Consider the following 14,096-nt stretch of genomic DNA (forward strand, 5'->3'; position numbering starts at 1 on the left):
AAAATTTTACAATCCGGGTTACACAAAATAAAATTAAAAAAGGACTCCTGCCGAAGCAGGAGCCAAAGAGAGAGGGGTGAATACAAATGGCAGCACTTCACGGGCAGCAGAACAGCTTCTACATCCCCCGCTCGGTAGAGCAAGAGATGTCTAAGCATATGTTCGCTTCGCTGCCAATGGAAGCCTGCGGGGTTGTGCTGGGTGAAGCCGCAGCGGGCGGCATACGAATCAGTCGGTTTCAGCCGATTCGTAACGTAGCGCCTGACCCGCTGCACCATTTTTCGCTGGATGATGCAGACTGGATTCGGTGTGTGTTCAATGAGCCACAATTAATTGGACTCTTTCACTCCCACCCCCGAACCACGCCCATTCCTTCCAACGAGGATCTGCGTAACCTACCGATTTTCGCCGGATTACTCCAGGTATATCTTATCGGGTCGCCTGATCTTAATGCTGAATCACAACCAAAGATGCTTCTAAACGGTTATCAGATCCACACAGGCCCTGATTCATCCATTGGAATGGCCCATGTCCATTCTTACAGCTTACAGGCCGCCCAGCTATGCGTGACTTAACTGGGTGTACAGATCGCCCAATGTGTTTACATTTTGATGAGTCATATCCTCCAGATAACAGGACCATAATTGTGCAGTCATTTTGGCATCCTCCAAGGCGTGATGGCGTCCATAGATTGGAATGCCTCTGGATTCCAGCAATTCATCCAGCCCATAGCCTGTTCTGCTCGGTTCAAGCCAACGCGCCAGCATCATCGTATCAATGAGCCGGTGCGTGAGCCTTACTTTGGATGTCCGCCATAAGGCCGCATTCAGAAAAGCCCGGTCGTGCGCGCTTGCATGAGCAACCAGTACACTCCCGCCAACAAAAGACATGAAATCATGCAAGCCTTCCAGCAGCGACGGAGCATCCAGCGTCATTTCCTGTGTAATTCCCGTTAATTCGGTAATGTGTTCCGGAACGGTAACTTTGGACTGAACCAACGTATAGAACTGCTCATTCTCCAGCATGACACCGCCACGAATGCGCACCGCCCCAAAGGAAAGAATCTCATCCCCATGCTGGGGAGAGAAGCCTGTCGTTTCCAGATCAAATACGACCGCATTCAACTCATTCAAGGGCGTGTGCAGCACCTCGGGTCTGCGCTGTTCTCTCATCATCGAACGGATAAACGCCATATGTTGCGCCGTAGGGGCTCCCATTATGGAAGCGATGGCGGAAGGAACCCCTCCCTGGCGCAGCGAATTCCAGAATCCAGTATTGCCCCTTGCCGGCTCTCTCATGGACGTCTCCTTTCTGCAAACCGAAGTTGTCTTTGCAGCGCACGATGTACTCGCCGCACCAACCCTAACGTATCCCGGAGCTCATAAAGCATTTGTTTTTCCTTCAACTGTTTCTCATTCAGGAAACCACCGCTATGCTGCAATCCATGTTTGATCACAATAGGTGTACTGCGTCGAAGCCTCAAAGCTGTCATAAATGCACGCTGAGCTGCATCCAGCAAAGTAAGCGGAACTGCTTCAAGCGAAACCAACCTCTGAATTCGCTTGAGCGTGGATGTTTCCTTGATACCATGCTGCAAAGCCAGAAAACGCGCACTGTTCACCAGTGGAATATACAAGCCGTATTTCACATCAAACCCACCTGCATGTTCACCGAATCGTTCGGTCACTACCCGTCCGAGGATGTTGAGTGTCGCCTTGTGTTTAACGGTATTACGCAGCACGGCATCGGAAAGCTTAGGAACTGACCTGAACCCTTCATAAAACGCAGAAATCCATTCCTCCGCCAGCTCAGGCTCACCCGCAACAAAACGCATGTCTGAAGCGATAATCAGATTGCGAACCGGCTCCCATGACAGATCCGATCCCCATGCTTTCAGTTGTTCCTTCCATGATTCCAGCGTTTTCCTCCATAAAGACTCAGAACACATCACTTTGCCTTCACATTTGGCATAGCCTAGTTCCTCCAGCATATCGGTCATTCGAAGTCCGAGTTCGGCAAAATATGTTTCTTTATCCTCATGCGGGGTATCGCTGATTATCATGCCATTGTCCTGATCACTCCATAACGTCGCTTCCTGCCTGCCGGAACTGCCAAAAACGATAAAGGCATAGGGGACGGGAGGTCGGCCTAGGCCTTCCTCTACCATCCCCTGGATGCATAACTCTACTGCGCGCCGAGCAACCCGGTCATGCAGTTCATTTACCGTCTGGTACCATTCAATCGGCGACAAGGAAGCGGACAACAGTTCCAGGAGCTCATTCTGCAATATCACACGTGCCTGGCGCAGTTCTTGAGAAGATGCCGCACCATCTATCCCCTGATAGGACCAGGATTGATTTATATACGGGATGGGTTCCATCATGTCCAGCCTCCTTGAAGCATGATTCAGCAATCATTCCTCTTAGGAGCTGAACGTACCGCCATTGGATTTCGTTTCACCATTTTTCATTTGTTCAGGGTACCCGTAAGTTCCATGCTCACTTAAATCCAGACCCATCGTCTCTTCTTCTTCCGTTACACGGATTCCCATGACAGCTTTCATACCACCGAGAATAATGAAGGACATGACCAATACGAAGGCAAATGCACCTGCCAGACCCAAAAGCTGAACACCCAGTTGGTGGAAACCACCGCCGTAGAACAGACCCGCTTGACCTACGCCTGCATTCTCAGCAAGTTCCGGTGTTGCGAACAAACCTGTGGAGATTGCTCCCCACATACCAGCAATACCGTGTACAGAGAAAGCATAGATTGGATCGTCAATTCCTTTGCGCTCAAAGTATTGAGCTGTGAAGAATGTGATAATACCAGCCAGAGCACCAATAACCAGAGCTGCCCATGGTTCAACGAAAGCACAAGCACCTGTGATGGCAACCAGTGCCGCGAGCACACCATTCAGCATGCTAGGGATATCGGATTTACCCAATACAGCCCATGAGATTAACAGTGCAGCAACACCACCGGCCGCCGCAGCTACGTTTGTAGTTAATGCTACATAACCGAAGAATCCATCACCCATAGCAGATAATGTACTACCTGGGTTGAAACCGAACCAGCCGATCCAGAGGATAATTACACCCAGTACGGAGTAAACCTGGTTATGACCTGGAATGATGTTAGGTTTACCATCTTTGTTATACTTGCCGATACGCGGCTTCAACAGGATCGTTGCTACCAGTGCAGCAGTTGCACCCGTCAAGTGGACAACTGTGGAGCCTGCAAAATCTTGCATACCAAGCTCAGCCAACCAGCCGCCGCCCCATACCCAGTGAGCAACAACCGGATACATAATAATGGTATACAGCGTACCGAAAACGATATATACACTCATCTTTGCACGTTCTGCCATACCACCGCAGGCAATCGCCAGGGATACCGCTGCAAAGGCAAGGTGGAATACAAATTTGATTGTTAGCGGAACATCAGAGAAGGCCAGTGATTCGAACGAAGCAGCCATTCCGTCCCCACTCAGGAAAAACCCGGTTGTTCCGAAGAAACTGTTACCATTACCGAAACCAAGACCGAAGCCCAGAGCCCAGAAGGCAATAACCGAAATTCCCAATGTCAGGATGGTTTTACCTGCAATGTGTCCTGCGTTTTTCATTCGAGTCGAACCCGCTTCAAGTAGAGCAAATCCCCCTTGCATCAGGAAAACCAGCACAACAGCCAGAAACGTAAAGGCTGAGTTCAGACCGCTTTGAAGTTCGATGTTAGTCGGCCCCTCCGCAGCTGCAAATGCGCTGACCGGGAAAGCCAGTAACGTGAGCATTATTAACACCGACACCAACCATTTCTTTTTCATATACCCCACTCCCTTTTGTGTTAGGTTTATTAACATATCGTGAAACTCTTAATGCCATTATAAGCAGAAGACAGGAAAGTTGACAAGAGTATTTTCATCAAAATTGAAAAATATTTCTGGGAATAAAGTCATACGTCTTTTTCTTGCACTTAAGTACATAATCATGTCCCATAAGCACATAGATATAGAAACGCAGCTGAACAGGCCACTAAAGCGTAACGTTTGACTGTATGGTTAAAGATCATGTATCATAACTAATAGTAAGAAAAAAATTGGGCGGGTTATGCAAAGCCGCAACTGGAATCTACAATTCCCTACATTTGAATGTGCAAGCGAGGTGAATATCATTGGGGATATGAAATTATTTCGGATTGGCGAACTTGCCAAAACTGCAGGCGTGAGTGAACGGACGATTGATTATTACACGAAGCTCGGTCTCATCGCTCCTGAAGAGCGTACAGAAAAAAACTATCGTCTTTATAGTAATGAAACTTTAACCAGGCTTGAACGTATTGTACAGATGAAACAAGAGAAATATAGTCTCGACGAGATTAAGCAGTCTCTTGAGAAGTGGAGTCTGGTGAGCACGGAAGAACAGGTTGCCAGCAAATTGACAACCTTAGAGCTCCACGTGCAACAGCTTGAGCGAGAGGTGAATGAACTTAAACCACTGCTTGGCGAGATGAAACCTGTACAAGCACGCAAAATGATGGCTGGATTACTCGCCAAAAGTGCCGGTACGATGGAAGCCTTAAAAATCTTGCTTGAGAACACCATGATGTAGCTTATTATTAGAAAGCGGAGGAATGAATATGAGTTTTAATAACGGTATGTTCGTTTTGATCATTATCGCCTTTTTGCTCTCCTTATGGGCGCAATTTCGCGTTAAGAGCACATTCAACCGATGGTCCGATGTTAAAAACCTGAATGGAATGACCGGGTACGATGCTGCCCGTCACATGCTGGACTCAAACGGCCTGCACGACGTTCCTATTGAGCCTGTGCGTGGAGCACTCTCCGATCACTACGATCCGATTAATCGAGTCGTGAGGTTGTCTGAGCCTGTATATTACGAAAACTCTATCTCGGCTGTCTCCGTTGCGTGTCACGAAGTAGGCCATGCGATCCAGCATAAGGAAAATTATCCGATGTTGGCACTACGTCACCGGATTTTCCCAATCGTCAACTTTGCATCCGGACTTGCACCTTTCTTGCTCATTGCCGGTTTCATCTTTAACGCAATGAACCTTGTCGGAATTGGTATCATCTTCTTCTCGGTAACCGTTGCGTTCCAACTTATTACTTTGCCGGTCGAGTTCAATGCAAGTAACCGCGCAAGAGAGATTATGGTATCGGAAGGTTATATCCGGAATGAAGAAGAGAGAGGCGTCGCCAAAGTATTGAATGCCGCAGCATTGACCTACGTTGCCGCAGCGCTAATCTCATTGCTTGAACTGATTCGTTACATCGGAATTTTCAATAGCCGTGACTAATTGAATACCAAAACAAAAACAAAAAAAAAAAAAAAAAAAAAAAAAAAAAAAAAAAAAAAAAAAAAAAAAAAACAATACCCCACCGTCAATCGGATGGGGTATTGTTTTGCTGTAAACCGAAATAATTAAGCAAGAATGAACGAAATGACTGCGCAACAAGTGGAAGCTTGTCATCTGCACGGTGGATCAATCCAATTGTACGCGTCACTTTCGGATGAGAAATGGCTACATGCGCCGGCTGCAGCGGATTCGTTTGGAAAAGCGCCATTTCCGGCAGCAAACTTACACCCATGCCAGCCGCAACCAGCCCGCGAATGGTATCCGTCTCTTCACCCTCAAAAGCAATTTTGGGCGTAAACCCGGCTTCAAGACACGCATGCCAGACAATCGGACGCAGAGAATATCCTTTACTGAATAACACAAATTTATCATCTTTGAGCTGCTCTAACGCAATGCTCTCTTCACCGGCCAATGGATGATTCGGCGGAAGGATTGCATGCAGCTCTTCCGTAAGTACAATGTCACCATCCACCTGGTCGTGCTTCTCCGGGAACGGAGATATAAATGCCAAATCCACCTCAGCCGATAACACATCACGAATGAGCGTTGGGAACATGCCTTGCTTGAATCTGAATTTGACGTTAGGATAACGCTGACGGAACGCTGCTACAACCGAAGGAATCAAGTGAATACCGAGACTGTGAGGAAAACCGATACGAATTTCACCATGCTCCGGGTCAAGAAACTCATGAACCTCCCCGACCGCCTTGTCTAGATCTTTCAATATGCCTTCTACTCGTTTGCAAAAGAGCTGTCCGACTGCGGTTAACTGCAGATTTCGCCCTTTTTGCATAAAGAGGTCTACTCCCAGTTCTTCCTCCAGCTGATGAATCTGACGACTCACCGCAGACTGCGCCACATGTAATTCCTCCGCCGCCTGCGTAACATGCTCCTTCTGTGCCACTTTCAAAAAGTAATGCAACTGTCTTAATTCCACTGCCCCTGATCTCTCCAATCTGCTATACCCTACTTATCCTTGATTGCATTCCGTCTTCAGATCAATCCGACTACTGCTTAAAGCTCCGGGGTTTCCACAAGCGGATGAGAAGTCCATAAATGAAGAATCCACCTAACAACCCACCCAAATGAGCCATCCAGTTAATGCCTGACATGGCAAAGGAAAAAATAATTCCGAATACAAGCAGTGTATACAACGTTTTACGTGAGGCTTCATCCATCATCGTCCGCTGGAATAACGCTACATACAGAAACGCACCATAGATTGCATAGATCGCGCCTGAAGCACCTACCGAGATTGTTGTCGCTCCAACCGAGTTATACCATGCCACAGCCAGAATGTTGCCCAGAATGCCTCCACCCAAGTACAGCACACCATATCTCACCGACCCAAGCAGTCGTTCCATTGGTGGTGCAAATACGATGAGCGCGAAGCTGTTAAACAACAAATGACTGAAGCCTGCATGCAGGAACATCGACGTAATGTAACGCCACCACTCAGCGAATAGTTCATGATTTGAGAGCGCACCAAATTTAAGGAGCGTCATGCTATTCGTCGAACCACCGTTCAGGCTTAACACAATAAACATCACAACATTGGCAATTAAAATAATCGACGTCAAAGGGAAAAATTTCAAATAACTTTTCCAGTTCTCATACCTTATAAATATCATAAGTCTCTGCTTTCACTCCACCCTGTTCAGATCGGCCTGCAAGTCTGATCCATTCTAATGATCTTTCGTCCGAATTGGACAATGCCTTTCATAAAAGATTATAATGGATTTTGGCACGGATCACCAACTTATAAGGAGGAACATTATTATGGCACAAGAACGTACAGGCGCAGCCACCTTTAAAGGTAACCCTATTACATTGATCGGACCCGAGTTGAAAGTGGGCGATCAAGCACCCAATTTTACACTGAGCAAAAACCTGGTTGAAGATGCATCACTGAAAGACTTCGCAGGTAAAATCAAATTAATCAGCGTTGTTCCTTCATTGGATACTGGCGTATGCGATGCCCAAACTCGCCGCTTCAATGTTGAAGCTGGAGATCTTGGAGATAACGTTGTCGTATTGACAGTTAGCGTTGACCTTCCATTTGCACAAGAACGCTGGTGTGGAGCAGCCGGAGTTGATCGCGTCGTAACACTGTCTGATTACAAAACACGTTCATTCGGTGAAGACTATGGTGTTCTGATCAAAGAATTCCAATTGGACATGCGCTCTATCTTCGTGGTGGATGCTGAAGACCGAATTACATATGTGGAATATCTGCCTGAAATGACAGACTCCCCTAACTTCGAGCAAGCGATTTCCGCTGTAAAAGCCTTGCTGTAAAAGGTAGCTCACGTTCAGAACAAAAGCGAGGAAGGTTCACCTTCTCTCGCTTTTTGTTATTCACCATCTATTTCAATCATTTGACTTATACTTGCTCAGCTTCTTATCCAATACAGAGAACAAATTCATGATTGTGCGATAATTAGAACCCAGGTCTCCGAGTGAACCACGTGAAGCCGAATACATATCGACCGCACTGCGTACAGGACTTACCGATATAATGGAAACCGTAATATCCATCGTCCGTCCAAAGGTAGTCCGCTTCTCCAGTATGACCTCTCCCACAGAAGGCACTTCATGCAGTACTTTATAACCCGGAATTTTTTTGAGTGTCGAAGAAACTTCTTCCCAGGCTCTGTCTTTGGATAAGTTATAATACCGTGTTTTTAATTTGGGATCCTTGGCTCGATCGCTGGTCCCCTCCATGCTGCGGATGATACCGACGAGCGTTCTCTTTAAGGTCAAGACCCTTCCTCCTTTGAATGTAACCGTTCCATTTATGTATACTAGTGTAACATTGTTCATGTAGTAACAAAAGGGCAAGCAACACTTTTAACAAAATACAGCCGATTCAACAAAAAAATCAAATAAAAAGCACCCTGCAATTCCTGGATTAGAGGAAAAAGTCAGGGTGCTGTACATGATAAAAATAGAAACCCGCCTATGCCGTCCGGCTACATTGTCTTATGAACCTGCTTGGCAGGTGGGTGGCCGCAAAAATGTTTTTTGAAGTCCCCATGTCATATAGACAGGGCGTTTCAGCAACATTCTGTATTGATCTCCCGAAGACATCATCATTGGTTCAAAACAACGAATAACCGAAACGTACATCGCAGGATGTACAATTATTATATCCCTAACTGTGTAAAAAGTAAATGGTGACAGCTCATGTTTTATTTTTGGAGATTATCGTGTTTTTCGTCAGTTGGCTTCGGTTCAGAGGATTCAACCGTCCCTACTATCTCAACCGAGTCTCCTGCCTGTTCTGCGGCTTGTGCGGCTTCCTCTTCTTCTTTCTTCAGCTGCATCTTCTCCATCTGCTCCTGCATCTTATTAAAGGTTGCGTAGAAGTTGAAGAAAGCAAACCAGGCAACAATGCTAATGATAAAGAAGATGAACAAGACCGGATAACGAAAACCGATATAGAACAACAATCCACTTCCCAGCAACGTGGAAAATACACGGAATGGTCTAATCAGCGTCAACAGAACCGCATTTTTGATAATCAATCCGATAGACATATGGTAATGTACAACCATCGAGAAGAAGTTAAAGAGAGAAACAAACAGCAGCAGCAACAGTACGAGCATAATAATTCCGACCAGCTGCATATTCTTGAATTGTGTCATGTATACTGTGTAATCCAGATACATAATGGCAAACAGCAAGGTATAAAAGATACCTCCGATTAAACTCTGTTTGTAGTTCTCTTTGTAACCTACAAAGAAAGTACGGAAGATCGGCACGTCCGTATCACCCATATTCCATTTACGTACGACCGTAAACAGGGCCGAAGTCGCCGGGAATAGTGTAAGCGGTGCCACAATGGCTATAGCCCAGTTCATTTGAAGTGATTCGTTGGCGAGGTTCTGCTGCATGACGAGCACTTTCATAAACAAGAAAAACAAGAACGGAGACGAACAAATAGCCCACAACAGATTGGTTGCGGCCAGTCTCGTAATCCACTCTGTAAGTCGGTAGATCCCACCCATAGCTCCTTTAAATTCCAAACAATTCTCCTCCTCCGCAGCCTTGCGTCTAACCTGAAGTCTAATAATATTAATATACCTTATTATAGATAGGAAAAGCCAGCACTTCCCGAAAAGAGATCAACGGTACACCGGGATGGCATATTCTGCACATAAAAAAATGGAGCAGTCGCCCTGCCCCATTTTCCAGTTCAAACTTATATATTATTCGAAAGAAGAATCTTTGGCAGGACGACGTCCTTCGTTGTTGCTTGGACGCGGTTTGCGGTCACGGTTGTAACCACCTTCTCTGCTGCCACTTGCACTGCCACTGCTGTTACGATCGCGGTTATATCCACCACGTCCGCCGCTACCACTGCCACTGCTGTTGCGATCACGGTTGTAACCACCGCCACCACCACTGCTGCGGGTGCCGCTGTAACCCGATGGTTTGCGTCCGCCAGAGCGAACATCCGGTTTACGACGTTTTGCACGGATCGGATCTTCAGGAGTCAGATCAACTTGAGCATCTTTTTTGTCACCTGTCAGGAGCTTCAGAGCAGCCGATAACAGTTGAACAGAATCATATTGCTCCAGCATTTGAATCGCGATACCTTTGTATTCGTTCAGTTCGCCGGATTGTACGATTTCGAGCAAACGCTCAGCTGTCAAACGTTGTTTGCCTTCTACCGCTTCTGCCATTGTTGGCAATGGTTTGCGTGGAATACGATGACGTGTTACACGCTCGATAAAGTGCAGGTGGTCGATTTCACGCGGAGTAACGAAAGACCATGCAGCACCCTCTTTACCTGCACGACCTGTACGGCCGATACGGTGAACATAGCTCTCCGGATCTTGCGGAAGGTCAAAGTTCACAACGTGAGTTACGCCGGATACATCGAGACCACGAGCAGCTACGTCTGTTGCAACGAGTACATCAATGCTGCCGTCACGGAACTTACGCATTACTGTATCACGTTGGTTTTGGGACAAGTCACCATGAAGACCATCAGCAGAATATCCACGTTTTTGCAGAGCTTCAGCCAATTCGTCAACACGACGTTTTGTACGTCCGAATACGATCGCCAGTTCAGGAGATTCCATATCCAGCAAACGGCTGAGTGCTTCGAATTTTTGACGCTCAGGCACTTCAATGTAAGCTTGGTCAATCAAAGGTGCGCTTACTTGTTTAGGAATCACGGATACGTGCTCAGGGTTGTTCAAGAATTGTTGAGCCAATTTTTGAATGTTAGGAGGCATTGTAGCTGAGAAAAGCATCGTTTGACGGTCGTCCGGAACTTGTTTCAGGATGGATTGAATATCCTCCATGAAACCCATGTCGAGCATTTCATCTGCTTCATCCAATACAACAGTTTGTACATCATCAAGTTTGATTGTTTTGCGGTTGATATGGTCCAGGAGACGTCCCGGTGTACCAATGATGATCTGTGGTTTTCTTTTCAGTGCACGGATTTGACGAACGATATCTTGTCCTCCGTAAATTGGCAGGGAGCGCAAACCTTTGAAGCGGGTGAGTTTTTCGATTTCTTCGGCAACCTGAATCGCAAGTTCACGTGTAGGTGCCATAATGAGGGCGCGGATTTTTTCATCGCTTTTGGAGATTTTGCTGATCAATGGAATACCAAATGCAGCGGTTTTACCAGTACCCGTTTGAGCTTGACCGATCAAGTCTCTGCCTTCAAGAGCAAGAGGAATTGATTTGGATTGAATTGGGGTTGCCTCTTCAAAACCAAGTTCGGTGATCGCTTGCAGCACCAGTGGTTCAAGATTGAAATCAGTGAAATTTAAATTTGTCAAAATTATTCATACTCCTTCTATATGGTGGACATGGTGGACAATCCACTTTGTTGTCTGTATTCTTAAGTAGCGTTAATATTTATAGGTTATCCCATCAAGCCGAATTATTTTCACAAACGAACATAATTCGTGAATGGGTCCCCAACATAAGACTAAAACTACATACATGTGTTTGAAACATTTCAAATTTTATCGTTCCATTTGGAAAAAGTTTCCTACTCAAGAATATCCACAAATCATTATATCACAAAACAATTCAAGATTACCAGCAATCTGGTTTTAAATATAAATGAGGTGATTAAATTGCCCAAAATGGTTTGGCACTTTTTAGTGATCGTATTGGGTGCTGCAGCTATTGCCTGCGGCTTCAACTGGTTTTTGGTTCCCCATCAGCTTCTTAGCGGCGGGGTATCCGGTATTTCCATGCTTCTTGGCTATTTTACAAATTTGAATCTTAGTATCATGTATTTTGTTCTGAACATCCCCCTGCTCGTTGCAGGCTGGTTTATTCTTGGACGACGCTTCATTACATTAAGTATTGTCTCGGTAGCAGCCACCTCCTGGTTCATCGCGCTTCTGCCTGTTTTTGCTGTGGCAACAGATCCCCTTCTGAGCTGTGTATTTGGGGGTGTGTTAGTGGGACTGGGCACTGGTATTTCCTTCAGGGTTGGCGGCTCGACTGGCGGGCTCGACATCGTCGGTTCCATTTTCACCCGTAATCGCGACTTCCCTATTGGTACGGTGATGGCAGGGATGAACGGTGCTATTATTATGCTCGCTGGCTATCTAAATAATGACTGGAACATTGCTCTTGCCTCCATGGTATCAATTTATATCACGGGTAAAGTGCTGGATCTGATTCACATCAGCCATGTGAAAGTCACATTGTATATTATTACAAATGAAACCGAAGCGATGTTGAAAAAATTGCTTATTCGCCCTCGCGGGGTCACCAAAATCAAGACCCAGGGAGCATACACAGACATTGAAAAGGACATGTTAATGACAGTGACTACTCGGTACGAGCTTGTTGAAATCAAGCGAATTATCAAGGAAACGGACCCGAACGCCTTTGTTAATATTGTGGAAACAGTTGGGGTCATGGGCTCTTTCCGCCGAAGTTGAGACAGATGTACGGTTAACAATTCAAAACATTGTGGTATAATAACGGTGTACGGCTCCTAAATATGTTGTATAGCAGGATGTGCCCTTCAATTTCACAGCACCATGTGCTTTTCCGATTCGCGCCGAATGACTTACCATTTTGGAATTCGAGTAGGAAAGGGTGATTATTGTGGATATGGAAACGGTAAAACTGTTTGAAATCGTCAACAGATGGTGCCCGGAAATGCTCCCTTTCTTGAAACCGAATGAGCTCGACTCACTGATTGTTCTCCGGGATGGGCTGGGCATCCTGGAACAGGGAGACGCAATGGAAATCATTCAGTACAGTATTTGTGAGCATCAAAATGAGATTTACATTCAATAATTTTTTTTAGATTGATCATGCCGCTTCTTGTGGGGTTACCCTCAACAGGAAGCGGTTTTCATTTTTTCCATCTGTTTCATTACTTGATTAATATGGTTAAAAGCCCAGAGGCTTTATTGTATAATTCAAACATGGAATGCACATAGGGGAGTGGAAATGAATGAATATGTTTTGGGCTTTACTGGCTATGGCCTTGGGAACCTTCAGTGGTACACCAGCTACAGCAGATCAAGGGAATCAACCTTTTCAATCATTAACAAACAGTTTCAACACCGCCATCATTCAATCTCAAAAAGGTCAGGTCGTTATTGATGCGGATAACCCGCCTGCCAAAATTGACCCACAACCCGATGCACCCGTCGTCAAAGGCATCTATGTAACGGCCTACAGCGCAGGTGGTGCACGCATGACATCATTGCTCGATCTGATGGATAACACGGAGCTCAATTCCATGGTCATTGATATCAAGGACGATCTCGGATACATAACCTACCCTACGGAAAACAAGACGTTACAGGAAATGGGCAAATCCCAACCTTTTATCCGTGATATGGATGCGCTGATGAAACGCCTGCAAAAACATGATGTTTATCCGATTGCAAGAGTTGTTGTATTCAAGGATACGATTCTGGCCAAGAAAAATCCGGAGCTCTCTTTCCGCAACAAGGACGGTTCCATATGGGCCAACGGCAAAGGCGACAGCTTCGTAAATCCCTACAGTAAAGAAGTATGGGATTACAATATAGAGATTGCCAAGGAAGCTGCCAAATTGGGATTTAAGGAAATACAGTTCGACTATGTTCGGTTCCCGGAAGGCTTTGAAACGCGTGCGGACGCATTGAAATACACCAAATCCGACAAGTCCCGGGTCGACATCGTAGCCGAATTCGTGCAGTATGCACGCAAAGAGCTTGCACCGCTGGGGGTCCGAGTCTCGGTTGATATATTCGGTTACGCCGCCTCTGTACCCGCAGCTGAGGGAATTGGACAGGATTTTGTGAAAATATCTGAAAACGTGGATGTCATCTCGCCCATGGTTTATCCAAGTCACTACTCCACCGGCTGGTACGGTTTGAAAGACCCTGACAAAAATCCATATGCGACCATCAAAGGCTCCATGGAAGATACACATAAAAAACTTGATCCAACCAAGGAGCTCAAACCCGTTATCCGCCCATGGATTCAGGACTTTACAGCAAGCTGGCTAGGCAGTGGACATTACATCAAATACGGCAAAAAACAAGTCGAGGATCAGATTCGCGCGATGAAAGACATGGACGTGGATGAGTACCTGCTCTGGAATGCCTCCAACCGATATACGCCAGATGTAAACTATAAATAATGCACTCTTATTCTCGATCACTTTATTCCAATGACCTCGTTCCGTCCCGTACGGAGCGAGGTTTTTTTACTGTCTTCTCACCTTT

Annotated in this window: 15 protein-coding genes and 1 other RNA gene; 7 read left to right on the plus strand and 9 right to left on the minus strand. The window is 45.9% G+C overall.

Features of this window, described 5'->3' with window-relative positions; translation table 11 throughout:
* Positions 1–86 precede the first annotated feature (86 nt).
* Positions 87–575 (plus strand): M67 family metallopeptidase, encoded by a 489-nt coding sequence (locus QP794_RS00605; protein ID WP_285074495.1) that lies wholly within the window; start codon positions 87–89, stop codon positions 573–575.
* On the opposite strand, the gene QP794_RS00610 is transcribed toward QP794_RS00605, so the two are convergent.
* From QP794_RS00610 to QP794_RS00620, 3 genes are read right to left on the minus strand one after another with little or no spacing between them, the layout of a single operon-like run.
* Positions 561–1,298 carry an exonuclease domain-containing protein gene (locus QP794_RS00610; protein ID WP_285074496.1) on the minus strand — a complete coding sequence of 246 codons (738 nt, stop codon included), beginning with the start codon at positions 1,296–1,298 and terminating at the stop codon, positions 561–563. The genes QP794_RS00605 and QP794_RS00610 overlap by 15 nt on opposite strands.
* Positions 1,295–2,389: a DUF294 nucleotidyltransferase-like domain-containing protein gene (locus QP794_RS00615; RefSeq protein ID WP_483311870.1), complete on the minus strand. Its 1,095-nt coding sequence runs from the start codon at positions 2,387–2,389 to the stop codon at positions 1,295–1,297. Before QP794_RS00615 ends, QP794_RS00610 begins: the two co-directional genes overlap by 4 nt.
* Positions 2,390–2,422: 33 nt before the next feature.
* Entirely contained in the window at positions 2,423–3,823 is a 1,401-nt protein-coding gene (locus QP794_RS00620; protein WP_285074497.1) for an ammonium transporter, read from the minus strand.
* Positions 3,824–4,178: 355 nt separating this feature from the next.
* Here QP794_RS00620 and QP794_RS00625 point away from each other — a divergent pair, with 355 nt between their 5' ends.
* The gene (locus QP794_RS00625) at positions 4,179–4,607 is read left to right on the plus strand and encodes a MerR family transcriptional regulator (protein ID WP_024629244.1); all 429 of its coding nucleotides are present in this window, start codon (positions 4,179–4,181) and stop codon (positions 4,605–4,607) included.
* Positions 4,608–4,635: 28 nt separating this feature from the next.
* On the plus strand, positions 4,636–5,316 hold the full coding sequence (locus tag QP794_RS00630) for a zinc metallopeptidase (RefSeq protein WP_024629243.1): 681 nt from the start codon (positions 4,636–4,638) through the stop codon (positions 5,314–5,316).
* 85 nt (positions 5,317–5,401) lie between these two features.
* Here the strand turns inward: QP794_RS00630 and gltC are convergent, their stop codons facing one another.
* Together gltC and QP794_RS00640 are read right to left on the minus strand one after the other, a co-directional pair.
* The gene (gene gltC, locus QP794_RS00635) at positions 5,402–6,313 is read right to left on the minus strand and encodes a glutamate biosynthesis transcriptional regulator GltC (RefSeq protein ID WP_024629242.1); all 912 of its coding nucleotides are present in this window, start codon (positions 6,311–6,313) and stop codon (positions 5,402–5,404) included.
* A gap of 70 nt (positions 6,314–6,383) precedes the next feature.
* The gene (locus QP794_RS00640) at positions 6,384–7,007 is read right to left on the minus strand and encodes a rhomboid family intramembrane serine protease (protein WP_285074498.1); all 624 of its coding nucleotides are present in this window, start codon (positions 7,005–7,007) and stop codon (positions 6,384–6,386) included.
* 148 nt (positions 7,008–7,155) lie between these two features.
* Here QP794_RS00640 and tpx point away from each other — a divergent pair, with 148 nt between their 5' ends.
* A complete protein-coding gene (tpx, locus tag QP794_RS00645; protein WP_024629240.1) occupies positions 7,156–7,674 on the plus strand; it encodes a thiol peroxidase in 519 nt (172 codons plus the stop codon).
* 72 nt (positions 7,675–7,746) lie between these two features.
* On the opposite strand, the gene QP794_RS00650 is transcribed toward tpx, so the two are convergent.
* The 4 genes from QP794_RS00650 to cshA form a co-directional block, all read right to left on the minus strand.
* Positions 7,747–8,139 (minus strand): DUF1499 domain-containing protein, encoded by a 393-nt coding sequence (locus tag QP794_RS00650; protein ID WP_024629239.1) that lies wholly within the window; start codon positions 8,137–8,139, stop codon positions 7,747–7,749.
* 185 nt (positions 8,140–8,324) lie between these two features.
* Positions 8,325–8,516, minus strand: a non-coding RNA gene (gene ssrS / locus QP794_RS00655) — 6S RNA.
* 51 nt (positions 8,517–8,567) lie between these two features.
* Positions 8,568–9,404, minus strand: coding sequence for a YesL family protein (locus QP794_RS00660; protein WP_285074499.1), 837 nt, complete (start codon positions 9,402–9,404; stop codon positions 8,568–8,570).
* A gap of 183 nt (positions 9,405–9,587) precedes the next feature.
* Positions 9,588–11,180 (minus strand): degradosome RNA helicase CshA, encoded by a 1,593-nt coding sequence (cshA, locus tag QP794_RS00665; RefSeq protein WP_079345612.1) that lies wholly within the window; start codon positions 11,178–11,180, stop codon positions 9,588–9,590.
* Positions 11,181–11,492: 312 nt separating this feature from the next.
* Between cshA and QP794_RS00670 the strand changes: the two genes are divergently transcribed.
* The 3 genes from QP794_RS00670 to QP794_RS00680 all read left to right on the plus strand — a co-directional run bounded on the left by QP794_RS00670 (position 11,493) and on the right by QP794_RS00680 (position 14,011).
* Positions 11,493–12,305, plus strand: a complete 813-nt coding sequence (locus tag QP794_RS00670) for a YitT family protein (RefSeq protein ID WP_483311871.1) — start codon at positions 11,493–11,495, stop codon at positions 12,303–12,305.
* 175 nt (positions 12,306–12,480) lie between these two features.
* Complete coding sequence (locus QP794_RS00675; RefSeq protein ID WP_029880762.1) at positions 12,481–12,669, plus strand: hypothetical protein; 189 nt, start codon at positions 12,481–12,483, stop codon at positions 12,667–12,669.
* 160 nt (positions 12,670–12,829) lie between these two features.
* Positions 12,830–14,011, plus strand: a complete 1,182-nt coding sequence (locus tag QP794_RS00680; RefSeq protein ID WP_285074501.1) for a putative glycoside hydrolase — start codon at positions 12,830–12,832, stop codon at positions 14,009–14,011.
* The last annotated feature ends 85 nt before the right edge of the window (positions 14,012–14,096 follow it).

It is taken from the genome of Paenibacillus sp. UMB7766-LJ446 (assembly GCF_030226665.1).
In the GTDB taxonomy this organism is placed as follows: Bacteria; Bacillota; Bacilli; order Paenibacillales; family Paenibacillaceae; genus Paenibacillus; species Paenibacillus vandeheii.

What these genes read in the sequence shown, in the direction of transcription:
- QP794_RS00605 (WP_285074495.1), top strand. Translation starts at nt 87, where the DNA reads ATGGCAGCACTTCACGGGCAGCAGAACAGCTTCTACATCCCCCGCTCG.
- QP794_RS00610 (WP_285074496.1), bottom strand. Translation starts at nt 1,298, where the DNA reads ATGAGAGAGCCGGCAAGGGGCAATACTGGATTCTGGAATTCGCTGCGC.
- QP794_RS00620 (WP_285074497.1), bottom strand. Translation starts at nt 3,823, where the DNA reads ATGAAAAAGAAATGGTTGGTGTCGGTGTTAATAATGCTCACGTTACTG.
- QP794_RS00625 (WP_024629244.1), top strand. Translation starts at nt 4,179, where the DNA reads ATGAAATTATTTCGGATTGGCGAACTTGCCAAAACTGCAGGCGTGAGT.
- QP794_RS00630 (WP_024629243.1), top strand. Translation starts at nt 4,636, where the DNA reads ATGAGTTTTAATAACGGTATGTTCGTTTTGATCATTATCGCCTTTTTG.
- QP794_RS00640 (WP_285074498.1), bottom strand. Translation starts at nt 7,007, where the DNA reads ATGATATTTATAAGGTATGAGAACTGGAAAAGTTATTTGAAATTTTTC.
- tpx (WP_024629240.1), top strand. Translation starts at nt 7,156, where the DNA reads ATGGCACAAGAACGTACAGGCGCAGCCACCTTTAAAGGTAACCCTATT.
- QP794_RS00670 (WP_483311871.1), top strand. Translation starts at nt 11,493, where the DNA reads ATGGTTTGGCACTTTTTAGTGATCGTATTGGGTGCTGCAGCTATTGCC.
- QP794_RS00675 (WP_029880762.1), top strand. Translation starts at nt 12,481, where the DNA reads ATGGAAACGGTAAAACTGTTTGAAATCGTCAACAGATGGTGCCCGGAA.
- QP794_RS00680 (WP_285074501.1), top strand. Translation starts at nt 12,830, where the DNA reads ATGAATATGTTTTGGGCTTTACTGGCTATGGCCTTGGGAACCTTCAGT.